Origin of the sequence: Sagittula sp. NFXS13 (assembly GCF_040148795.1) — a bacterium.
In the GTDB taxonomy this organism is placed as follows: Bacteria; Pseudomonadota; Alphaproteobacteria; order Rhodobacterales; family Rhodobacteraceae; genus Sagittula; species Sagittula marina.
This window is the reverse complement of the sequence record NZ_JAGEMH010000001.1, coordinates 795,804-816,809: the sequence shown is the minus strand read 5'-3', so window position 1 is coordinate 816,809 and position 21,006 is coordinate 795,804. Positions and strand designations below refer to the sequence as shown.

Here is a 21,006-nt window from a genome sequence, read left to right as displayed (position 1 = left end):
CCGCCTAGTTTTAGCTTGGTCGAGTCTCCTGAAAGCCGGGTGCATTCTGCAATTCCGGAAATGTTGTAGGTGGTGCGGCAATGCTCAAAACAGTCTCTGGCTGTTTATTACGGGAAATAGACCGCTCAAGGTATTTGCTGCGCCACCCCTTCAAGGAACTGCGCCAGTTTGTGACGATCCAAGGGTTTCGCCAAAAGTTCAACACCCACGACCTTACAGTCTTGGCGAAGTTGCGGTGATTTGTCTGCAGAGATGATGGCGCATGGAAGTGGTGCCAACTGGCTCTCATTTATTTTTTGTGAAAGCGCCAGACCGGTTGGTCCAGACCCAAGCTGATAGTCTAGCAGCAAGACATCGGGGCTCAATTGCAGATCATCCAGCAGCGCAATGGCCGAGTCCGCATCTTCCGCCTCAATCACGTTCACACCCCAACTTTCAAGCATTATGCTCAACGCACGACGCAAAGCTGCGTCATTTTCTACCAACAGCGCGATCAATCCGGCGTGGCCCAGGTGCACGGGCCTTGGCGCGCTGCGCCGAGGATCACGCGGCCCGGACTGAAATCCAGCGATGGGGACATTCACCATAAAGCAAGACCCGCGGCCGACCTCGGACCACAGACCGAGGGGATGTCCCAACCGCGCACATGCGCGCTCCACGATAGCCAGTCCGAGGCCCAGCCCCTCATTGCGTGATGCTTTCGTGTCCAGCCGTCGGAACTCTTCAAAAATGGCGTTCTGGTCATCCTCGGCGATGCCGGGTCCTGTGTCCCAGACCTCGATCCGTGCGGAGCCGCCGTTGCGCCGCACGCCGACCAGCACTTTACCCGTCTCAGTGTATCGGATCGCGTTTGCGAGCAAGTTTTGTACAACGCGACGCAGATAGGTGGCGTCAGAGTCCACGATCAGGTGGCTGTCAACGATACGCATCTCCAGCCCCTTGCGCTCCGCCAAAACGCTCATTTCATCGCGCAAAGGCTGGAGGATTTCCGTCAACTTTACTGCGCGAATGTCGAAATGCAGTCCGTCGCCGTCGAGTTTTGAGATGTCCAAAAGCGCATCGATGATCTGGGCCGCAGAGGTCAGAGCCGACTCCGCCTTTTCCAGTACCCTGTGCTCCTCAGTACCCGGAAAACGATCCGCCAGGGACGAGACATACAGCTTCGCGGCAGACAGTGGTTGCAACAAATCATGCGAGGCCGCGGCCACAAAACGCGACTTCGACGCATTTGCCCGCTCCGCGGCCGAGAGAGCATCTTCCAACTCCAGCGTCCGCTCCATCACACGCTGTTCGAGCACTTCGTTCATCTCGAACAAGCGCCGCGCTGCCTCGCGTTCCGCGGTCACATCCGTCACAGAAATTACAAATCCGCCGTCTGGCATCCCGCGTCCGAAGACCTGCAAAACTGTTCGTTCCCCTTGGACGACTTCAAATGAGATCGGTGCGCGATGATTGCCTGTCAGTGCCCATTGCAAAAAGCCCTCTCGGTCGATGCCTTGGGCAAAGCGTACATCTTGCGCGAGCCGATCAATTAGCCCAGAAAAAGATGCCCCGATCTGCAAACGCCGCGCGTCCATCGCCAGCAGCGCGCCCAGCTTGCCGTTCCATCCGACAAGCTGCCCAAGTTCATCAAAAATCCCAACGCCTTGGTTCAGGTGATCCAGCGTGGCGCGCACCATAACCGCCTGCTTGTCGCGCAGACGGTCACGTTCCGCGCGCTCAATGCGGATCAGATCTGTCACGTCAGTCTGCAAGATCACCGTGCCTTCGGTGCTGGTGCGATGCTCCGACACCTGCAACCAGCGCCCCAGACGCAGCTGCACGTTGAACATAACGTGCCGATCCTGGTGGCGGCGGATGCGCCGTGCTGCCCAATTGTCTGGCGTTTCTTCCGATGGCAGTAGTAAGAATGGCGACCGGCTGACCTGTCGTACATATTCTGAAAACGGCAAGCCCGGTTTAAGATTCTTCTGCATCTCATGGAAATCACGGCAAAATCTCGAGTTGCACATGACCAGAGTGTCACCGGAATCGAACAGGGCGAACCCTTCGGACACGGCCTCGATCGCGTCGGCCAGGTTCTGTCGCGCAGCCTCAGTTTGCGCGTTCGCCTCTGACAATTGCGCGTTTGAATCGTGCAACAGGTTCAGCGTTCTTTCCAGCTCCAACGTGCGCTCTCGAACCCGCTTCTCCAGCAGGGCCGCGCGCTCGAACTGGGCATAGGCCGCGCCGTTCTGCTCCGCGCCATATTCCACGCGGTTCATCAGCGACTGTGCAATCTGCAGCAACTTTTCGTTCTGCCGCTCAAGACTGTCGGCGGGGTTCACAAGCGACATGGGGGCCTCAGGGGTCTAGTCCAATGGTGCGCGGGGCGGATAGATCGCCACGCCTGTCAACGTCTGGTTCACGTGCAACCCACCGATTTGTTCCCCGTAGGTAGAGAAGCCGACCACATTGTGCCGTTGAAGAATATCGGAAATGTCGCGCGTCTTCTGCACTTGTCCAGCGTCCATGCGCCGCAAAAGACAGTCGAAGCCCAAGATTTGGTCAGGCGCTCCGTCTTCTGCCAGTTCATCCAATGCCTGGTCCAGATGCGCCACCATGTCTTGGTGCCGGGCCAGTGTCAGCACCATCCCTTCGTTGATGGCGGAAAAGAACACCAGTTCGCCCGTATCGCTCACTCTTTGAATGGCGCGCACATGGTGGGTGTCGCCCAGCTTTACCACCACGGGATGCGCGGCAAATGTAAACGGATCCAGCTGGTTTGGATCTTTGCCCAGCAGGCGTGCATATTCAAAAGCGGCTGGTTCGGCATTGATTTCATGCACGATGCGGGTGTCCGGGCTGGCTGACGTTACGACCATTCGAATGTCTGTCGGCACCAAGTGGTCTAAGCTGAAGACCTGAACCGGGCAATGCGACCTCACGATGGCCACCATCGCGGCGTTCTGCATCACATTGCCATTAAACGACAAAAGCGTTTCGCCGAATTCCGTCCCATCCCCTGCGGAGCCTCCGAACAAGGGGATCGGCCCCAAACCGCTCGCCAGAACGGCCGTCAAATGCTCTTCGCGCAGAGACAATCCATCCACCAAGGTAAAGGCAAATTCCGATACCATATCGGGCGCGCGGCGTGTCAGGTCCAAACGCTGATGGATCAGCCGGTCGATCAGCGCTTGCTCGTCGATCCGGTCGAGGTCTTCGATGGCGAAGGAGGTCACTTCAAAATAGGCGCGTGGAAAACCGACAGCAACGATCTGGCTATCCTCGTATCCTTGCGCGCCAAGCTCCCCTGCAGTGGTGCAGGCCAGCACATCCGCACCGGCGAAACCCGCGTTGGCCGCTGATGTGAGCGCTTCAAAATCAGCTTCCGGAGATGCGAAAAGGCAAACCAAGCCAAGATCTTCACCCAATGCCTGTGCCAACATGTCTACCGGGTTCGGCACGAAACACGACACCTGCCCTGTGCGCAACGCTTTCAAAGGCTGCATCTGCGGTGCGGTCAAAAAGCCGGATGGGGTCCGCGTGGGCCCCTCAGCTGTGCTGTTCTTTCCATCCACGTACCAGTTTCTCCTCCCTGGATGGGCGGCCGCACCGGGGCGCGACACGCGATGTCGAGCCGTTGACGCATGATGGAAGGACGCCCGTGGGGCAGGGAGCGGGCCTCCTGTGCCGAGCGATATGTCTCGACTCCCGATCCGTCACTTGACCAACAACACGTCAATGGCAAGCGTTGAAAAGCAGTATGGCGCTAAAGACCACTTGGCAAGTCTTTGCGGAACCCGCTTTCGGCCGCATTGGAAAATCGCGCCTCTTGTGAAACCAGCACAGCCTGCGTGCGGCTATGGACGCCCAGTTTGCGCATGATTGCGGTCACATGCGCCTTCACGGTTGTCTCTGCGATTGACAGGTCAAATGCGATTTGCTTGTTCAGCTTCCCCTCACAGATCAGATGCAGAATGCGCGCCTGCTGGTTGGTAAGGCTGGCCAGACGAGCAAGGGCGGTGTCAGAGTCGGTGCTGTGCCCACCCGCGGGGTCGATGAACCCGTCGGGGACAAAGGCACGGCCCGAGGTCACCGCCTCGAAGGCACGCCGAAAGACAGAGCGTTGTGAGTGCTTTGGCACAAACCCGTTGGCCCCCGCTTTCAACGCGTGTGCGATCATGGTGTTGTCGGCCATAGACGACGCCACCAAGATAGGCGCGCGCGCATTGGCATTGCGCAGCCGGACCAAGCCGTCGAGGCCGTTCACGTCTGGTAAGTTCAGATCCAGAACAATGAAACCAATAGCCTGATCTTGCGCCAGCACCTCCAGCGCCTGTTCCAAGGTTCCAGAGGTCCGGATTTCCTGAAAGTCAGCGATGGATTGCAGCGTCAACGTCAGCGCGTCGCAAAACAGCGGGTGATCATCGACCACCAGCGCCTTGATCGGTGGGGTGATTTCTGCCTGTGCTGCGGTGTTCATCTCAGCCGTGCCTCATGTCGCGTTGGACAGACGATAGACAGTCCTGCCGGTCAAATCTCTTACCCATTGGTCTTATGCCGTGATGCAACAAGATCATTTCATATTTCATTGAATCGCAATCAATGGGTTAACTTTCTTCGCTAACCCATTGATTTTTTGTGTCTAAAAGGTGCAAGAATTACAGCCAGCTCTGCACCGTCCTCGACCCGGCGGAGATATCTTGTCCGATGCCGTCAACGGTCCCACAGGATGCAAGCGCCAAGGCCATCATCACGATCAGAATTTTCTTCATTGTCTGCCTCAATGTTCAGTTTTTTAGCCGCGGGTTTGGTTCAGTGGGACGACAAAGCCCCACCGATTGTCACTACTCGGTCTTGTCCCACCACCAGACGTCAGGCTGAAATTCCAGCCAATCACCGTAAATTGGCAGATCCTCGGAATACTTCAGTTCCTTAGCGTGGGCGATACGGGTCTTGTCGTAGCGGTACATAATCGGGATCACATACCGGCCAGAGGCGAGCACGCGGTCCAGAGCACGGGCCGCAGCAACAAAGTCATCGCGGCTTTCAGCGCTTAACATCGTGTCGATCATTGCCTCTGCAGCCGGGGAGTTCATGCCCATGTAGTTCCGTGAACCCGGCGTTTCGACGCCGTCTGCGCCCCAATAAAGCTTCTGCTCGTTGCCGGGGCTGAGCGAGGCACCGCGCTCATAATACGTCATATCGTAATCATAATTTGCGATCCGGTCCTCGTACTGGGCGGAATCGACTTCGATCACGGTGGCGGCGATGCCGAGGCGTTCCAGTGCGGTGACATAGATATCAGCGATTGCGGCGTTGTCGCTTTGCCCTTGGCGGATCAGAATTTCGAACTCGAAGGGCTGACCGGCGTCGTCGACCAAAGTGCCAGCATCGACAGTCCATCCTGCCGCTGTGAGCAGATCCATCGCCTTTGCCAGGTTGGCACGGTTGCGCGGGGTGCCGTCGCTTTCAGGCAAGCTGTAGCCTTCAAGTGCGCCGGGCAGAAGGTCATCGGCGAACGGCTCCAGCAACTCACGCACACGCCCCTCGGCCGGACCGTCCTGTTTTTCCAGAACGGAGTTGGAGAAGTAAGACGTTACCCGAGGCTGACTGCCGCCTGTTTGAACGTCGTTAATGTACTCGAAGTTGAAGGCCAAAAGCATGGCTTCGCGGACGCGCCAATCTGCGAAGGTCTGACGGCGCGTGTTCATCACGAATCCGTAAAGCCCAGTTGGCCGATCGTGACCGATCTCGGACTTCACCACCTCGCCGTTTTGCACGCGGGGGAAATCATATTGGGTGCGCCATTTTTCGACATTCGTCTCGCGAATCGAATTCAAGAGCCCGCCTTTGAAGGCTTCGAAATGCGCGGTCGAATCAGCAAAGAATTCCATTCGAATCGTATCGAGGACGTTTGTGCCTTTGCGAAAAGGGATGTCTTTTCCCCAGTAATTCGGGTCACGACTCAGTTCGACGAATCGGCCAGGCTCATAGTCGGAAATGAGGTAAGGCGCAGAACTGATTGGAACCACGTCCAGTCCGGAATTTGCGAAATCGATCCCGTCCCACTGGGCTTTCTTCAGAATGGGCCGCATGCCGACGATCATCGCCAGCTCTCTGTTGTCCTCGCTGAAGGTGAACCGGACTGACCGCTCGCCGGTCTGCTCCATGCTTTCGATCTGGGGCCACAGACCACGATAACGTCCGTGGCCCTTGGTGCCGAGCGTCTCGTAGCTCCACATGACGTCTTCGACCGTTACGGGGGAGCCGTCGGAGAATCTCGCCTCCGGACGAATCGTGAACTCTGCCCACTCTCGATTCGGGCCGACCTCGATAGATTCGGCTAGCAAACCATAAAGCGTGAAGGGCTCATCGTAACTGCGGCCCATCAAACTTTCGTAAGCCAGAAAGCGCAGCTGCCACGGTGCGGTGCCTTTCAAAATGTGCGGATTCAAGCTGTCGAAACTGCCCACTTCACCCAGTACGATTTTGCCGCCAAAGGGGGCATCGGCATTTGCATAGGGAAGCGACACAAAATCCGGTGGCAGTTCCGGTTCACCATACATAGCTATGCCATGCTGCGGTTCAGCATTGGCGATTCCCGCAACGAGAATCGCCGCAATGCTGACGGACCAGCGTCGCGTCTTTGAGAAAATGTTCGCGTTCATATTAGAAACAATCCCGATCTGCCCTTGTTTTCTTGGCCGTAGCGTACCGATGCTTTTACGCCTTATCAAACTTTTAGCTTGGACTCCTGCGGGAGATTGCTTATACAGGTGTCACTGCTCGATAGGTTTCTTGCCTGTATGAAACCTGCCTCAATGACTAAACCCCGGCTTCGGCCGGGGTCTTTTTTGTCCAATCGACAAGTGGAATGTCACGTCTTTGCCCGAACCGTTAAAGGTGGATCGGCAGAAGCCTGCAATACCCAAGACGCGCGGCGGTTTCCATGCACGAAACCGCGATCCGGCCTTTCTTTTGGCACACGGGCGGCTATCCTTCGCTGCAAAGCAGCATAGGAGCGTAGCATGTCACTCAAAGGTAAAACGGCGATCATCACGGGGTCCAATTCAGGTATCGGTCTGGGTGTCGCACATGAGATGGCCAAGGCTGGCGCGGATATCGTCATCAACTCCTTTAGCGATACTGAGGACGATCACGCACTGGCAAAATCCATTGCCGACGAACACGGTGTGACCTGTCGATACATACAGGCAGATATGTCGAAGCCCGATCAGTGCCGCGCATTGATCGAAAAAGCCGGGGCCTGCGATATACTTGTGAACAACGCTGGCATTCAGCACGTCGCGCCCATTGAGGAGTTCCCGCAGGAGAAATGGGATGCGATCATTGCAATCAACATGTCCTCGGCGTTTCACACCACAGCCGCGGCACTGCCCATGATGCGCAAGGCGGGCTGGGGCAGGGTGGTGAACATCGCTTCGGCCCACGGTCTGACGGCCTCGCCCTACAAGGTGGCCTACGTGGCGGCCAAGCACGGTATCGTGGGGATGACCAAGGTGACGGCGCTGGAAACCGCAAAGGAGCCGATCACCTGCAATGCGATTTGCCCGGGCTATGTGAAGACACCACTGGTCGAGGCGCAGATCCCCGATACGGCCAAGAAATATAACATGACGGAGGAGGAGGCGATCGAGAAGGTCATCCTTGAACGTCAGCCGTCGCGCGAATTTGCCACCACAGAGCAGATTGGCGGCACGGCGGTGTTCTTGTGCTCTGACGCGGCGGAACAGATCACGGGTACGACGATTTCTGTTGATGGCGGTTGGACCGCACTGTGATCCATTGATAAGATGGGCCGTGACGGGCAGCGGGGCACAGCCCCGTCACGGCTATTTGTTTAGTCCCTGATTTTCAAAGATCGACATACGAAGAGGACCATTGAATGGCGAAGCGGATCAACCTTGCTCTGCAAGGGGGCGGCGCGCATGGGGCCTATACTTGGGGTGTGCTCGACAGATTACTGGAAGACGAGGAGATCGAGGTCACCGCTATTTCCGGGGCCTCTGCGGGGGCGCTGAACGGCGCGGCGTTCAAGGCGGGCATGGTGCAGGGCGGGCGCGACGGTGCCCGAGCCGCCTTGAACCAAGTGTGGAACAAGGTCGGGTCGCTGGACATGTCAGCCGTGCCGGATTGGGCACAGGCGTTTCTGCCCGATCCTGGCTTCGTGTCCAAAGGCATCGAGTATTCCTGGGCCTATATGTGGTCGGACGCCGTGTCGCGGTCGGTGTCGCCCTATTCGTGGGGTGCGTTATACCGAAACCCTCTGGAAGACATTGTGAATGCGTTGGATTTCAACAACGTGTGCGCCGACCAGGGGCCGGAGTTCTTTGTCTGCGCCACGCTGGTACGGACCGGCAAGATCCGGGTTTTCGAGGGCGATCGTATCAACACACGCGCGATCATGGCCTCAGCCTGCCTGCCGACGATGTTTCAGGCGGTCGAGGTGGAAGATCCTGAAACCGGCGTGGTCGAAGCGTTCTGGGACGGCGGCTATACGGGCAATCCGGCGCTTTTCCCGTTCTTCAAACCTTCGCTGCCCGACGACATCATGGTGGTAAACATCAACCCGCTTGTCCGGGAAAAGGTGCCTGTGACGCCTTCGGAAATTCAGAACCGGATAAATGAGATCAGCTTTAACGCGTCATTGCTCCGAGAGCTGCGGGCGATTGATTTCGTGCAGCGCCTTTTGCATGACGGCACGTTGATGCCAGGTCAGATGAAGGACGTGCGGGTGCATATGATTTCCGATGATGCACTGATGAACGAGCTGTCCGTGGCAACAAAGGCCGTGGCCGTGCCGTCGCTTCTGACGCAGATGAAGGCCGCCGGTCGGCGCGCGGCTGGTGCCTTTCTGGCGGAGCACCGTGACGACATCGGGGTGCGGCAGACCACCAATCTGCGAGAAATGTTCGCCTGATCAGCCCGTGATGGTGGCGCGAACGCTTTGGTTGATCAGTTCCGCCGGGGCCTCGGAGTCGAGGAAGGCGATGTCGTAGGCGTCACGGCCTACGGCGATCACCACAAGGTCGTCGGCATGGCACATACCTGTCCCGTCCACCAGATGCCATGCATCGTCAAGCCAGACCTCTGCCACGGCGTGGAAATCCGGCGGATTGACGAAAGGGCTGTAGACCGCAGCCATCCGGGCGGGGATGCCCGCCGCGCGGACCATCGAGCACAACAGATGTGCGTAGTCGCGGCAAACCCCCTCGCGCGAGGCGAATGTCTCCAGCACGTTGGTGTCAGCGTCAGAAGCGCCTGGGACATAAGACAGGTTCTGCTCGATCCAGTCGCGGATGGCTGCGACCCTTGCGCCACCATAGCAAAATCCGAAGCGCTTGTTAACGAAAGACAGGAACTTGTCTGACTGGCAATAGCGCGAAGGGCGCAGGTAGGGGGCGGCCTGTGCCGGGATGTCGTGGCGGGGCGCAGCGTTGAGGGTCGACAGATCAGACCGAGTGCGGGTGACGTTCATCGTGGACGTGTAGGTGAGCCACATGTCGCCTTGCGGCACCTGTGCCCAGATACGTTCGCCCACATCCGAGTCACCTTTGATCCGTTTCACGATCGCACCCGGCATGTCGATCCATTGCGACAGGATGGTTTGCCCATCCGTCTCTGCCGCCTCGATCGCGATAAAGACCGTGTTGGCGCGGGCGAAGCGGTAGTGCAGGGCGACGTCGATCTGGATTTGCATTTGATCTCCGGGAGAATCGGCTTGGCGAAGGATGTCCACCTAACCAGACAAAGCTTTGGCCGCAAATGAGTTCCATGGAAAAGCGCACCCTTGTTGCCAAGGGTGCGCTTTTCAGAGGCGTGTCATCGTTGTCTTGCATCACGCTAGGCCTTAGGCTGGGGCGATATTCCTTTCGGCGTCAGTCGCGCAGATCGGTTCTCAGGCGTCCGGGTCAGGGATACCAAGCGTCAGGATTATGGCAGAGAGGCCGGAGCGGACTTGAGGAGGGCGGGCAGGCTCTGCGCGCATCTCAAACCAGAGTCCCACCAAGGTCGGGCCCAAAGCTGACCGAAATGACGGTAGACCTTTCGGCGGTCGATCTCCTGTGGGGCGACGAAGCAGATGCCCGCCGTGTCAGACACGAGCAGGGGAATTGCGCCCCGACAGAGCACTTGCTGAATGGCGAGCGTGGGCGTTCGCGCCACTTGCTTCAGGAGGCCTGTGCCCAGGCTTCAACCGCCTCTTTGGCATCCTGCCCGTTGGGGTAGACCAGACCGGCAGAGATTACGAGCTTGGCCGCATCCTCAATGCTCATGTCCAGTTCGATCACGTCCTCGTTCGGAAAGAACAGCAAGAAGCCCGAGGTCGGGTTTGGCGTTGTCGGCACAAAGACCGAAGTGAGACCGGACATGTTCGGCGCGCGTGCCTTGATCTCGCCCTTGGCTTGGGTGGAGATGAAGCCGATGGCCCAGATGCCCTTGCGCGGGTACTCGATCAGGCAAGCCGTCTCAAACGAGCGTTCGGACTGGGCAAAGATGGTTTCGGCCAGCTGTTTGATCCCGGAATAGATCGAGCGCACCACGGGCGTGCGTTCCACCAGCCTTTCACCGACGGTGATCATGGAACGGCCAATAATGCCCTTGGCGATCCACCCCACCAGCATGGTGAACAGCAGGAACACGACGACGCCAAGGCCGCGCACGTTGACCTCGATCCGTCCGGAGAGGTCGTTCGCCAGCAAGTTGTAAAGCCACGGCCAATGCGCCGTTCCGTTATCGTCCAGCAGCCAACGGTTGAGAAGCGATGCGGGTTGGTAAACCTCCGGCACGAAAGGCCAGACGAAGCTGTCGACCCATCCAACCACCGTCCAGATCAGCCAAACGGTCAACCCAACCGGGGCGATCACGACGATGCCGGTCAGGAAAGAGTTGCGAAGGTTTGTCAGAAGCGTGCCGCGTTTCTTCGGCTCGGGCTCGAAAGGGGCGTTCATGGTAAATCCGATACGGGCCAGCGAAGCATGGCAGGGCAAGCGATGCGACAAAAGTATGCGCTGGCGCGCGGCGCCACAATGGGGGCCGCGCGGATTTGATGAATTATCAGGCCAAGCTGCGCAGTTCGCGGGCAATCGCGGCTGCGAGACGGGCATTGTTCAGCACCAGCTCGACATTGGCATCGAGCGACCGGCCGTCGGTCAGCTCGAATATGCGCTGAAGCAGATAGGGGGTGACGTTCTTGCCCGAAATGCCGTGCTTGGAAGCATCCGCAGTCGCCTGAGCGATGATTGGCCCGATGACGCTGGACGGAATCTCGGCCTCTTTCGGGATCGGGTTCGCGATAAGCTGTCCGCCGGGAATCCCAAGCGTGCCGCGCAGATGATGGGCGCGGGCGATATCGATGGCGGTATCCATCCGCAGCGGGGCCTTGATGCCCGAGGCACGCGACCAGAAGGCAGGCATTTCGTCCTGACCGAAGGCGATGACCGGCACACCGAGGGTTTCCAGCACTTCCCAGGTCTTGGGCAGGTCGAGGATCGCCTTGGCCCCGGCAGCAACCACGGTCACAGGCGTCTGGGCGAGCTCTTGCAGATCCGCAGAAATGTCAAAGCTGTTCTCGGCACCTTGATGCACGCCGCCGATGCCGCCAGTGGCGAACACCTGCACCCCGGCACGCGCGGCGCAGATCATTGTGGCGGAGACAGTTGTCGCGCCGGTACCGCCAGTGGCGAGACACGCGGCAAGATCGGCGCGCGAGAGCTTGGCCACATGCCGCGACTGTGCCAGCGTTTCGAGCTGTTCTTCCGTCAGGCCGACGTGGATCTGCCCATCCAAGATGGCGATGGTGGCAGGGGTGGCGCCATGGGCGCGGATTTCGGCTTCCACGCGGCGGGCGGTTTCGACGTTCTGCGGGTAGGGCATCCCGTGCGTGATGATGGTGGATTCCAGCGCCACAACAGGTTGCTGGGCGTCCACGGCTTTTTGCACTTCGGGGGATAGATTGATCATGTCGGCATGTCTCCGGAAACATAGGCGGCGGCGGCGGTCAGCGCGCGCTCCAGCGCGGCCTCTGCGGTGGCCCCGTCGCGTTCAGCGGCGATATGCGCCGCCATGAAAGTATCACCCGCACCGGTGATCCGGGTCACAAGGACCTTAGGCGGGCAGGCATGGATCAGACCGGTGGCACTGGCATCGGCACACGTCTCGCCGCCATTGGTGACCACGGCGCGCGCGGCCCCACGGTCCAACAACGCTTGAGCCGCGTCGGTCGCGGAGGCAAAGCGGGCCTGACAGAGGAGCCCAGCTTCCTCTAGATTGACATACAGGGTGCCACGTCCCGCGCGCAGAAACGGGGCAAGGCGCAGCGCCTTGCCGGGGCTTGCGGGCGCGATGCGCAGATCCGCGGCTGAAAAACCGGGATGTTCGGCAATTTCCGACAGGAGGCTTTCCGTCAGATTGCCGTCGAGCGCGATGGGACCCTCAAAAGGTGCATCGGCAGAGCCGAGTGTTCCGTCAGTCAGAGGATGCAGGATCTTGGAGCCTGCGGCCTCAAGCGAATGGGCGTCAGCAATGGCCGCGATCAGGCCATTCGACCCTTCCACGGCCATGTAACGATCTGTCGGCAAGTCATCGGACCGATAGACAAAATCGGTATTCAGGCCCAGTCCGCGGCAATCCGAGATCAGCTCATCTCCTTCGGAGTCGCGTCCCACAGCGGAAAGCAAAGCGGGCTTCAGCCCAAAACGGGCCAAGGTCATGGCGATGTTCAGCGCCACGCCACCCGGCAGGCGGGTGATGCGTCCAGGCACATCCGAGCCGCGCTGCATATGCAACGTGGCACGTCCGATCACGTCCCACAGGACGGAACCAATGCAAAGAATGTCTGGCCTATCAGTCATATGTGCTCTCTTGACTGCGATTTTGGCGATGGGCAAGAGGCCGCGGTATCGGAAGCCACGATCTGCGCCAACCAGTCGCGGAACAGCCGCAAGGCGGGCGGCATGGGGCGGTCCGTTGGCCAGACCAGATCATAGCGTCCAAGATGCACCGACGGCAGGTTGGTGGCCGGAACAAGGCGGCCTGCTGATCGGTCTTGTGTGCTGAGGAAATCCGGCAGCAACGCCACGCCCAAGCCGTGTGCAGCGGCCTGTGCGATCGTCGGGAACTGATCAAAGCTGGTGCCGGGCAGGCGTGCGGGGCGCAGACCTTGGATTTCGAACCAGTGCGTCCAAGCCCGCGGGCGGCTTTGTATGTGCAACAGTGGCATGTCAGCCAGCGCGGCGGGTGTGATAGGTTCGGGCACGAGCAACGGGCTGGCAAGGGGTTGCACCGCTTCGTCCATCAGGCGAAGGGACTGCGTGGCTGACCACTGCCTTGTGCCAAAATGTATTGCAGCATCAAAGGGTTCAGACGCAAAGTTGAACGGTTTCAGCCGAGTGGTCATGTTGATCGTCACATCGGGATGGGCGCGGGCAAAATCCGGCAGGCGCGGCACCAGCCAATGCATCCCGAAACTGGGCAGGATTGCAAGCCGTAGCGATCCTGCGGCGGGATCGAGGCGCAAGGCCAGCGCCCCTTCGGTCAGGCTGTCAAGCGACTCGCGCACCACCTGCGCATAAGTTTCTGCCTGAGGTGTTAGCCGCAAGGCCCTGCGATCCCTCAGGAAAAGCGGCGCGTCAAGCTGTTCCTCCAGGGTTTTGAGCTGGCGGGACACCGCGCTTTGTGTCAGGTTCATCTCCTCGGCGACCTCGGTTGCCGAGCCGAGACGGTCGAGCGCCTCCAGCGCGCGCAGGGCGGTCAGTGGGGGCAGGGGTCGATGCATGACATTACCTCATGAAATCCTGCGGAATTATCGTTTTTACATGCGACAAGCGCAAGATATAACCGTCGCAAAGATGGAGGATCATATGACAGACCGCCCCACCCTGAAACCCAAAGACGCTCCGGACCTTGGCACGTTTACATGGGACGACCCGTTCCGGCTGGACGACCAGTTGACCGAAGAAGAGCGGATGCTGGCGCAAGGCGCGCGCGCTTTCGCCTCTGAAAAACTGGCCCCGCGCGTAACCAAAGGCTTCCTGAACGAAGAGGTTGTGCCGGAAATCTTCACCGAGATGGGCGAAATGGGCCTGCTCGGCGTGACGGTCCCCGAGGAATACGGCGGCATCGGCTCGGGCTACGTGAGCTACGGGCTTGTGGCGCGCGAAATCGAGCGCGTCGACTCCGGCTACCGCAGCATGATGTCGGTGCAGTCGAGCCTCGTGATGTATCCGATTTATGCCTATGGCTCTGAGGAGCAGCGGCAGAAATATCTGCCCGGCCTGTCCTCGGGCAAGCTGATCGGCTGTTTCGGTCTGACCGAACCCGACGCGGGGTCCGATCCCGGTGGCATGAAGACCCGCGCGGTCAAGACGCCGACAGGCTATAAACTGTCCGGCTCGAAAATGTGGATTTCCAACAGCCCGATCGCCGATGTCTTTGTGATCTGGGCGAAATCCGACGCGCATGATGGCAAGATCCGGGGCTTTGTGCTTGAAAAAGGCGCCAAGGGCCTGAGCGCGCCGAAGATCGAGAACAAGCTGTCGCTGCGGGCCTCTGTCACCGGCGAGATCGTGATGGACGGTGTCGAGGTGGGCGAGGACGCGTTGCTGCCACATGTGCAGGGCCTCAAGGGACCCTTTGGTTGTCTGAACCGCGCGCGCTACGGCATTGCCTGGGGCGTGATGGGCGCGGCTGAGTTCTGCTGGCAGGCAGCACGGCAATACGGTCTGGATCGCAAGCAGTTCGGGCGTCCCTTGGCCCAGACGCAGCTTTTCCAGAAAAAGCTCGCGGACATGCAGACCGAAATCGCGCTGGGGCTTCAGGGCTGTTTGCGGGTGGGTCATCTGATGGATGCAGCCAACGCCGCGCCTGAGATGATCTCGATCCTCAAGCGCAACAACTGCGGCAAAGCGTTGGATATCGCGCGGATGGCACGGGATATGCATGGCGGCAACGGCATTTCTGCGGAATTCCAAGTGATCCGCCACATGATGAACCTTGAGACGGTGAACACTTACGAGGGCACGCATGATGTTCATGCGCTGATCCTTGGGCGTGCGCAGACCGGGCTACAAGCCTTTGCCTGACCTTGGGTGACTTTGCGACGGGGCGCGATGCGCGGCCCGTCGCTTGACTCGGCTGTGAGGTGGGTCATCTTTTGCCCAAACACCGGGAAAGGGTGACATATGATCCGACTAGTGACCGCCATGTTGGCTTGCGTGTTCTGGCTGTCCGCCGCACAGGCACATGAGGTGCGCCCTGCCATTGGCGATCTGACGACAGAGGGACAGGATCTGTCGCTTGTGTTGCGCCTGTCTGCTGAGCCTATCGTTGCTGGCGTCGACCTGGAGGGCATACAGGACACCAACGCAACAGAGGGATCAAATGCCGTCGACGCGCTGCGCGAACTGCCCCCAGAGCTGTTGCAAGCGCGGATAGAGGCCGACATCGACGCCATTCTGGCCCCGATCAAGATGACCGCCGATGGCGAGATCGTCGACCTGGCGCTGACGGAGGTCAATGTCGAGACGGTCGAGAACACCGAGCTGCCGCGCGAAAGTCAATTGTTTCTGAACGGTACGCTGCCGGCGGGGGCGCAGGAATTGGTGGTCGATTGGCCTGCGCAATACGGCACATTGATCCTGCGACAAATGGGGGTCGACGATGGTTTTACCGGCTACCTCAACGGTGGCCCGTCTGATCCGATCTCGTTATCCGGTGGCGATGAGACCACAGGTTGGTGGACGTTTGCCAATTATATTCCCGTGGGGTTTGACCACATCTTGCCCAAGGGGCTCGATCACATCCTGTTCGTGCTCGGCCTGTTTTTCCTGTCTACGCGTCTGCGGACGCTGGTCTGGCAAATCTCGGCTTTCACGTTGGCGCATACCGTCACGCTGGCCTTGGGCGCCTTGGGGTATGTGAACGTCCCCGGCAGCATTGTGGAGCCGATCATCGCGGCCTCCATCGTCTATGTCGCAGTCGAGAACATCGTCTCTGATAAGCTGCACAAATGGCGACCTGCGGTGATTTTTGTCTTTGGCCTCCTGCACGGGTTGGGGTTTGCAAGCGTCCTGCAGGAATTCGGCCTGCCACAGGGGCAGTTCATTCCTGCGCTCATCGGCTTTAACGTCGGGGTCGAGTTCGGCCAGCTGACGGTTGTGGCGATTGCCTTCCTGCTCGTGGTATTGGCGCAGCGGGTGGACGAGATGAAGGCAGATCAGCGCACGGCACAAGTGGTTTACGGGTTACTGGCCATTGCCTTTGTTCTGGCAGGTTTCCTGCTGAACGGACCCGGATTTACCCAGATCATGGGAGCCAGCGCGCCGGTCTTCCTTTGGCCGCTGGCCGGGCTGTCGCTGCTGTGTCTGGCGTCTGCGCATTTCGTGGACCACATCAACGCCTACCGCCGCATCGTCGCGGTCCCGGCATCCTGCGCAATCGCTTGCGTCGGCGCCTATTGGTTTGTGGAACGCGTTTTCCTGTAATCTGGTTCTCTTGACGCCGCTTGTGCCGCCCGTGCCGTCATGTCGACGCGCGGGCGTCTTTCTTTTTCTTCTTCTTACTTTTCGGAGAGGACTTTGCAGAGACAGATTTACCGGCCTTGGCCATTTTACGCGCGGCGCTTTCCTTCGCGGTCTTTGCGTTCTTGCGGGCTTTTTTGTCTGCCTTGTCTTGTTTGTCCTTTTTGGCTTTCTTTGAGGACTTTGTGGCCTTGTCGGCTTTTTTCTTATTCTTCTTTTTCTTGCCGCCTTTGGCGGGCTTTATCTTTACCTTTGCAGCTTTCAGCTCTTCCAGAATTTCGAGATCGATAGAGGGATCAGCGCTGGGGATCAGGGGGATTCCATCGTCCTCGGCATCCTCGACAGCGGCCGAAGATGCTTGACCCAGCGCTTCTTTGGCTGCGGCAATCAACATCCGAGCACGGGCAAGCTGAACGCGGGGCAGGGCGCACAGGTCTTGCGGTTCAGCGCGCGCCACAGCGTCTGGCGTAGACAGCCCAAGCGATTTCATGTCACGTTCCATCGCAGGGCCGATGCCACGCACATCAAGCAATTTTACCATGTTTTAAGTCTCCTTGACGTGGCACTTAAGCAAACTGTCCCATATCTGTCCAGAATGTGCGGACACTCGCGACGCGAGGGGCCGTAAGATCCATTTAGATCAGTCTGTGCTTGCGTTTCCGGAAAAAGCACTTTAATGGCCGCGTCACGAACCCGCAGGCGGGGGCGGGCCTTGGTGGGGAGACATCCCAACAGGTCCACCGGTTGACTTGGAACCCCAAGACAAATCCCCCGCCGAGGCATAAACCGGAAAGGATAGAAGCATGGCTCTTCCCGAGTTCACCATGCGTCAGCTGCTCGAAGCTGGCGTTCACTTTGGTCACCAGACCCAGCGTTGGAACCCCCGTATGGGCGAGTTCATCTACGGCGCGCGCAATGGCATCCACATCATGGACCTGACGCAAACTGTTCCGATGCTGGACCAGGCACTGCAGGCAATCCGTGATTGCGTCGCAAAAGGCGGCCGCGTTCTGTTCGTCGGCACCAAGCGTCAGGCTGCTCAGCCGATCGCCGATGCCGCAGAAAAATGCGCACAGTATTACATGAATCACCGCTGGCTCGGCGGCACGCTGACCAACTGGCAGACCGTGTCCCAGTCCATCAACCGTCTGAAGCAGATTGATGAGCAGATGGAAGTCGGCGCCGAAGGCCTCACCAAGAAAGAGCGCCTTCACATGGAACGCGACCAGACCAAACTTCAAGCTTCGCTGGGCGGTATCCGTGACATGGGCGGCGTGCCGGACATGTTGTTCGTCATCGACGTCAAGAAAGAAGCGCTGGCAGTCGCAGAAGCCAACAAGCTGGGTATCCCGGTTGTGGCCATCGTCGACACCAACTGCTCCCCCGCAGGCATCGACTACATCATTCCGGGCAATGACGACGCGGCCCGTGCCATCGCTCTGTACACCGATCTGGTGTCCCGCGCTGCACTGGACGGCATGACCGGCCAGATGGAAGCGGCAGGCGTTGACCTCGGCGCGCTCGAAGAAGCTCCGGCCGAAGAAGCCTTGGAAGGCGCAGCGCAGTAATCTGCATTGCCGCGCGCCTGACCATTCGGTTTGGCGCGCGCCTCCACAGGCGCTGTCGTGTAAGCGACATACAGCCGTGACAAAAGCGGGTGGCTGACCGGGCCACCCGGACCCGTTGACGAGAATAGGAGAGCCAAGACATGGCGATCACTGCTGCACAGGTGAAAGAACTGCGCGAGATGACCGGCGCTGGCATGATGGATGCCAAAAAAGCCCTGGTCGAGACCGATGGCGACATGGAAGCCGCCGTTGACTGGCTGCGCACCAAGGGCCTTGCGAAGGCTGCCAAGAAAGCGGGCCGTACCGCTGCCGAGGGCCTCGTGGCCGTCGAAGTGAACGGTGGCACTGGCGTGGCTGTCGAAGTCAACTCCGAGACCGATTTCGTTGCCAAGAACGGCGACTTCCAGGCGATGGTTGGCGGCATTGCCAAAGCGGCCCTGACCGTGAACGACGTCGAAGCGTTGAAAACCGCGGACGTCGACGGCAAGACCGTAAATGACCTGATCACCGACAAGATCGCCACCATCGGCGAGAACATGTCCCTGCGCCGCATGGCGAAGGTCGAAGGGGATGTGGTCGCATCCTACGTGCACAACGCAGCGACCGCTGGCATGGGCCAGATCGGCGTGCTGGTTGCGCTGAAGGGCGGCACCGAAGAGTTTGGCAAGCAGGTTGCCATGCACGTCGCGGCGGCCAACCCGCAGGCGCTGAACGAAGCGGACCTGGACCCCGCTGTTGTTGAAAAAGAAAAGCAGATCCAGATCGATATCGCGAAAGAGTCCGGCAAGCCGGACGCCGTGATTGAGAAAATGATCGTTGGCCGCATGAAGAAGTACATGGCCGAGATCACTCTGGTGAACCAGCAGTTCGCGCTCGACACCGACAAGACCGTCCAGCAGGCAGCAGAAGACAACGGCGCAGAGATCGTTGGCTTCGTCCGCATGCAGGTCGGCGAAGGCATCGAGAAAGAAAAAGAAGATTTCGCAGCAGAAGTGGCCAAAGCCGCTCAGGGCTGATCTTTCACAGATCTTTGGAAATCCAAGGCGTCGCTGTTTCAGCGGCGCCTTTTTTTTACATTCAAGGACGTTTGTTGTCTGACATTTGTGGAATTTTCGCGCCACAGTCACAGGCCGTCGAACGCCTGGACGCGGCCCTAAAAGACCGCAACGCTTATCGCGGCCATACGCGCTTCAGCACGGTGACAACGCAAAGCGGACCCCCCGGCGAAGACGTTGGGGATAATGCCGGGAGGTCCTGTCGCGGTGCTGGCTGCGAGGCAGAAATTTCCCCGCCGCGCCAGCCCGGAAAGCCACAACGCCCTGAAATAAACGACGCACAGCCATTCCAAGTCCCATGGCCAAAGCCACCACTCACGGAACAGTGACAATCTCGCAATTAACCTGCCGTTAGGGAAGTCGGGATTTCCTGACCGTGCGGTAAAATGCGATTTAGGGTTAAAGATAGGGGACGGATTTCAAAATATGAACCGCAAGGATCGGAAAACCAATACAATAGGCGATTTCTGGTCCGCACTTTTGATACGACTTTACATATTCAAAACCGTATAACGGGAAGCTAAATAACTTTATCCTCGATAAAGTTGAGTTGGGTCAAGCTTCGAGAATGTACATCTGGTTGTGGAATGCTGCTTTCGCCACGGCTTGTGCGGTGGTTTCCACGTTTAGCGTTTCGCGCGCGAGGCGTAAGTGCTTTTCGATTGTGGCCTGAGTCAGGCCCATGATCTGCGCAATGTCCTGCATGGTCTTACCATCACCGACCCATTCGAGCGCCTCGCGTTGTCGGGGGGTCAGGTTCTGATTTTGCAGCGGAACGGGCAGGGTGAGGATCTTGAGGTGTACGATATTGTTTAACAAGATGATGTCAGACCCATGTTCCGCCCAAATGGCGTCTGCATCGTCTTGCGACATCTCTGGCAAAGTTGTCATGGAAATCGCACCTTTTGCACGGCTCGACACGGATTTGAAGCTGATGGTGTAGCCCGCGTGCACCTTGTGATGCAGGTTGAACGCCATAACTTTCTGCGCTTTTTCGTCGAGAGCGCCAGCAGATAGCTGATCCGCGAGAACCTGCCACGAGCAATGACCTTCATTCTGCAGCGCCCAACGCACCATGGGAGCGTGACGGTACAGCCCATCCTCGACGAAGCCTTTGCGGTAGGCATGCGTATGATTGGTAAGAACGACGAAGTCATTGGGATCGCCCAGTGAATTGGGCGTCATGAACCGCGTGAACCCGTAAAGAAGCCGGTCAAACCCGTAGGCCTCCATCAATTGGCAATGCCGCTGCCAGAGGGCTTCGACACGGTCGATGTTGGTCAGTTCGATGAGGATGTCACGCTGATCGGATGTCACGCGGCGTCCTCCAGATGGCCCAGCAGGGCATCGATAGCGAGAGTATAGCCGCGAACGCCAAATCCGGCCATCACTCCGATCGCGACTGCGCTGAGATAGGAGTGATGGCGAAAGGCTTCGCGGGCGTGGACGTTTGAGATGTGCAGCTCGACCATTTTGGCTTCAGTGCCTTTGACCGCATCCGCCAAAGCGACCGAGGTGTGGGTGTAAGCTCCGGCATTCAGAATGATGCCGTCATAGGTACCACGTGCCTCGTGGATCCAAGTCACCAGCTCACCTTCATAATTGGACTGAAGGCAATCGACTGTGACGCCGTGGGCTTTGCCATGATCGCGGCACATCTGCTCGACATCATCAAGCGTGTCGTGGCCGTAGACGTCCGGCTGCCGGGTTCCGAGCAGATTGAGGTTTGGACCGTTAAGTACGAGGATCGATGTCATGACGCGCTCCTAATGTGTCGCAAGGAGATACCGAGTGGAGGCCAGTGTTGTCCAGTGATGGCTTACCGTTTGGTCAACTTTGCCGAGACCCGTAACACAGTGG

The 21,006-nt window shown here is 58.7% G+C and carries 19 protein-coding genes; 6 read left to right on the top strand and 13 right to left on the bottom strand.

Annotation, left to right across the window (positions count from 1 at the left end):
* Positions 1–125: 125 nt before the first annotated feature.
* The 5 genes from J4E08_RS03875 to J4E08_RS03855 form a co-directional block, all read right to left on the bottom strand.
* On the bottom strand, positions 126–2,336 hold the full coding sequence (locus J4E08_RS03875; RefSeq protein WP_349537353.1) for a hybrid sensor histidine kinase/response regulator: 2,211 nt from the start codon (positions 2,334–2,336) through the stop codon (positions 126–128).
* A gap of 15 nt (positions 2,337–2,351) precedes the next feature.
* Complete coding sequence (locus J4E08_RS03870; RefSeq protein WP_349537352.1) at positions 2,352–3,491, bottom strand: FIST N-terminal domain-containing protein; 1,140 nt, start codon at positions 3,489–3,491, stop codon at positions 2,352–2,354.
* Between the two features lie 260 nt (positions 3,492–3,751).
* Entirely contained in the window at positions 3,752–4,465 is a 714-nt protein-coding gene (locus J4E08_RS03865; RefSeq protein ID WP_183964775.1) for a response regulator, read from the bottom strand.
* Between the two features lie 178 nt (positions 4,466–4,643).
* On the bottom strand, positions 4,644–4,757 hold the full coding sequence (locus J4E08_RS03860) for an entericidin EcnA/B family protein (protein ID WP_183964773.1): 114 nt from the start codon (positions 4,755–4,757) through the stop codon (positions 4,644–4,646).
* Positions 4,758–4,829: 72 nt separating this feature from the next.
* Positions 4,830–6,653, bottom strand: coding sequence for an extracellular solute-binding protein (locus tag J4E08_RS03855; protein ID WP_349537456.1), 1,824 nt, complete (start codon positions 6,651–6,653; stop codon positions 4,830–4,832).
* Between the two features lie 360 nt (positions 6,654–7,013).
* Here J4E08_RS03855 and J4E08_RS03850 point away from each other — a divergent pair, with 360 nt between their 5' ends.
* Together J4E08_RS03850 and J4E08_RS03845 are read left to right on the top strand one after the other, a co-directional pair.
* On the top strand, positions 7,014–7,787 hold the full coding sequence (locus tag J4E08_RS03850; RefSeq protein ID WP_183964771.1) for a 3-hydroxybutyrate dehydrogenase: 774 nt from the start codon (positions 7,014–7,016) through the stop codon (positions 7,785–7,787).
* 104 nt (positions 7,788–7,891) lie between these two features.
* Positions 7,892–8,926, top strand: coding sequence for a patatin-like phospholipase family protein (locus tag J4E08_RS03845; protein WP_349537351.1), 1,035 nt, complete (start codon positions 7,892–7,894; stop codon positions 8,924–8,926).
* On the opposite strand, the gene J4E08_RS03840 is transcribed toward J4E08_RS03845, so the two are convergent.
* The 5 genes from J4E08_RS03840 to J4E08_RS03820 all read right to left on the bottom strand — a co-directional run bounded on the left by J4E08_RS03840 (position 8,927) and on the right by J4E08_RS03820 (position 13,780).
* Positions 8,927–9,706, bottom strand: a complete 780-nt coding sequence (locus J4E08_RS03840) for a transglutaminase-like domain-containing protein (protein ID WP_349537350.1) — start codon at positions 9,704–9,706, stop codon at positions 8,927–8,929.
* 469 nt (positions 9,707–10,175) lie between these two features.
* Positions 10,176–10,955, bottom strand: a complete 780-nt coding sequence (locus tag J4E08_RS03835) for a DUF502 domain-containing protein (protein ID WP_183964765.1) — start codon at positions 10,953–10,955, stop codon at positions 10,176–10,178.
* A 106-nt stretch (positions 10,956–11,061) separates the two neighbouring features.
* Complete coding sequence (locus J4E08_RS03830) at positions 11,062–11,967, bottom strand: pseudouridine-5'-phosphate glycosidase (RefSeq protein WP_349537349.1); 906 nt, start codon at positions 11,965–11,967, stop codon at positions 11,062–11,064.
* Positions 11,964–12,857 (bottom strand): PfkB family carbohydrate kinase, encoded by an 894-nt coding sequence (locus J4E08_RS03825; protein WP_349537348.1) that lies wholly within the window; start codon positions 12,855–12,857, stop codon positions 11,964–11,966. The genes J4E08_RS03830 and J4E08_RS03825 overlap by 4 nt, the downstream gene beginning before the upstream one ends.
* Positions 12,854–13,780, bottom strand: a complete 927-nt coding sequence (locus J4E08_RS03820; RefSeq protein WP_349537347.1) for a LysR substrate-binding domain-containing protein — start codon at positions 13,778–13,780, stop codon at positions 12,854–12,856. Before J4E08_RS03820 ends, J4E08_RS03825 begins: the two co-directional genes overlap by 4 nt.
* Before the next feature lie 85 nt (positions 13,781–13,865).
* On the opposite strand from J4E08_RS03820, the gene J4E08_RS03815 reads away from it, so the two are divergent.
* Positions 13,866–15,086, top strand: a complete 1,221-nt coding sequence (locus tag J4E08_RS03815) for an acyl-CoA dehydrogenase (protein ID WP_349537346.1) — start codon at positions 13,866–13,868, stop codon at positions 15,084–15,086.
* Between the two features lie 99 nt (positions 15,087–15,185).
* Positions 15,186–16,487, top strand: coding sequence for a HupE/UreJ family protein (locus tag J4E08_RS03810; RefSeq protein ID WP_349537345.1), 1,302 nt, complete (start codon positions 15,186–15,188; stop codon positions 16,485–16,487).
* Between the two features lie 37 nt (positions 16,488–16,524).
* On the opposite strand, the gene J4E08_RS03805 is transcribed toward J4E08_RS03810, so the two are convergent.
* Complete coding sequence (locus J4E08_RS03805; RefSeq protein ID WP_349537344.1) at positions 16,525–17,064, bottom strand: helix-hairpin-helix domain-containing protein; 540 nt, start codon at positions 17,062–17,064, stop codon at positions 16,525–16,527.
* A 262-nt stretch (positions 17,065–17,326) separates the two neighbouring features.
* On the opposite strand from J4E08_RS03805, the gene rpsB reads away from it, so the two are divergent.
* Both rpsB and tsf read left to right on the top strand, forming a co-directional pair.
* A complete protein-coding gene (gene rpsB / locus J4E08_RS03800) occupies positions 17,327–18,091 on the top strand; it encodes a 30S ribosomal protein S2 (RefSeq protein WP_183964751.1) in 765 nt (254 codons plus the stop codon).
* A 140-nt stretch (positions 18,092–18,231) separates the two neighbouring features.
* Entirely contained in the window at positions 18,232–19,107 is an 876-nt protein-coding gene (gene tsf, locus J4E08_RS03795; protein ID WP_183964749.1) for a translation elongation factor Ts, read from the top strand.
* 594 nt (positions 19,108–19,701) lie between these two features.
* On the opposite strand, the gene J4E08_RS03790 is transcribed toward tsf, so the two are convergent.
* Entirely contained in the window at positions 19,702–20,463 is a 762-nt protein-coding gene (locus tag J4E08_RS03790) for a LuxR family transcriptional regulator (protein WP_349537343.1), read from the bottom strand.
* Positions 20,460–20,903: a type II 3-dehydroquinate dehydratase gene (gene aroQ / locus J4E08_RS03785; RefSeq protein WP_349537342.1), complete on the bottom strand. Its 444-nt coding sequence runs from the start codon at positions 20,901–20,903 to the stop codon at positions 20,460–20,462. The genes J4E08_RS03790 and aroQ overlap by 4 nt, the downstream gene beginning before the upstream one ends.
* Positions 20,904–21,006: the final 103 nt, after the last annotated feature.

Excerpts from the sequence above, each read along its gene's own strand:
- J4E08_RS03875 (WP_349537353.1), bottom strand. The coding sequence starts at position 2,336 with ATGTCGCTTGTGAACCCCGCCGACAGTCTTGAGCGGCAGAACGAAAAG.
- J4E08_RS03870 (WP_349537352.1), bottom strand. The coding sequence starts at position 3,491 with ATGCAGCCTTTGAAAGCGTTGCGCACAGGGCAGGTGTCGTGTTTCGTG.
- J4E08_RS03865 (WP_183964775.1), bottom strand. The coding sequence starts at position 4,465 with ATGAACACCGCAGCACAGGCAGAAATCACCCCACCGATCAAGGCGCTG.
- J4E08_RS03860 (WP_183964773.1), bottom strand. The coding sequence starts at position 4,757 with ATGAAGAAAATTCTGATCGTGATGATGGCCTTGGCGCTTGCATCCTGT.
- J4E08_RS03855 (WP_349537456.1), bottom strand. The coding sequence starts at position 6,653 with ATGAACGCGAACATTTTCTCAAAGACGCGACGCTGGTCCGTCAGCATT.
- J4E08_RS03850 (WP_183964771.1), top strand. The coding sequence starts at position 7,014 with ATGTCACTCAAAGGTAAAACGGCGATCATCACGGGGTCCAATTCAGGT.
- J4E08_RS03845 (WP_349537351.1), top strand. The coding sequence starts at position 7,892 with ATGGCGAAGCGGATCAACCTTGCTCTGCAAGGGGGCGGCGCGCATGGG.
- J4E08_RS03840 (WP_349537350.1), bottom strand. The coding sequence starts at position 9,706 with ATGCAAATCCAGATCGACGTCGCCCTGCACTACCGCTTCGCCCGCGCC.
- J4E08_RS03835 (WP_183964765.1), bottom strand. The coding sequence starts at position 10,955 with ATGAACGCCCCTTTCGAGCCCGAGCCGAAGAAACGCGGCACGCTTCTG.
- J4E08_RS03830 (WP_349537349.1), bottom strand. The coding sequence starts at position 11,967 with ATGATCAATCTATCCCCCGAAGTGCAAAAAGCCGTGGACGCCCAGCAA.
- J4E08_RS03825 (WP_349537348.1), bottom strand. The coding sequence starts at position 12,857 with ATGACTGATAGGCCAGACATTCTTTGCATTGGTTCCGTCCTGTGGGAC.
- J4E08_RS03820 (WP_349537347.1), bottom strand. The coding sequence starts at position 13,780 with ATGCATCGACCCCTGCCCCCACTGACCGCCCTGCGCGCGCTGGAGGCG.
- J4E08_RS03815 (WP_349537346.1), top strand. The coding sequence starts at position 13,866 with ATGACAGACCGCCCCACCCTGAAACCCAAAGACGCTCCGGACCTTGGC.
- J4E08_RS03810 (WP_349537345.1), top strand. The coding sequence starts at position 15,186 with ATGATCCGACTAGTGACCGCCATGTTGGCTTGCGTGTTCTGGCTGTCC.
- J4E08_RS03805 (WP_349537344.1), bottom strand. The coding sequence starts at position 17,064 with ATGGTAAAATTGCTTGATGTGCGTGGCATCGGCCCTGCGATGGAACGT.
- rpsB (WP_183964751.1), top strand. The coding sequence starts at position 17,327 with ATGGCTCTTCCCGAGTTCACCATGCGTCAGCTGCTCGAAGCTGGCGTT.
- tsf (WP_183964749.1), top strand. The coding sequence starts at position 18,232 with ATGGCGATCACTGCTGCACAGGTGAAAGAACTGCGCGAGATGACCGGC.
- aroQ (WP_349537342.1), bottom strand. The coding sequence starts at position 20,903 with ATGACATCGATCCTCGTACTTAACGGTCCAAACCTCAATCTGCTCGGA.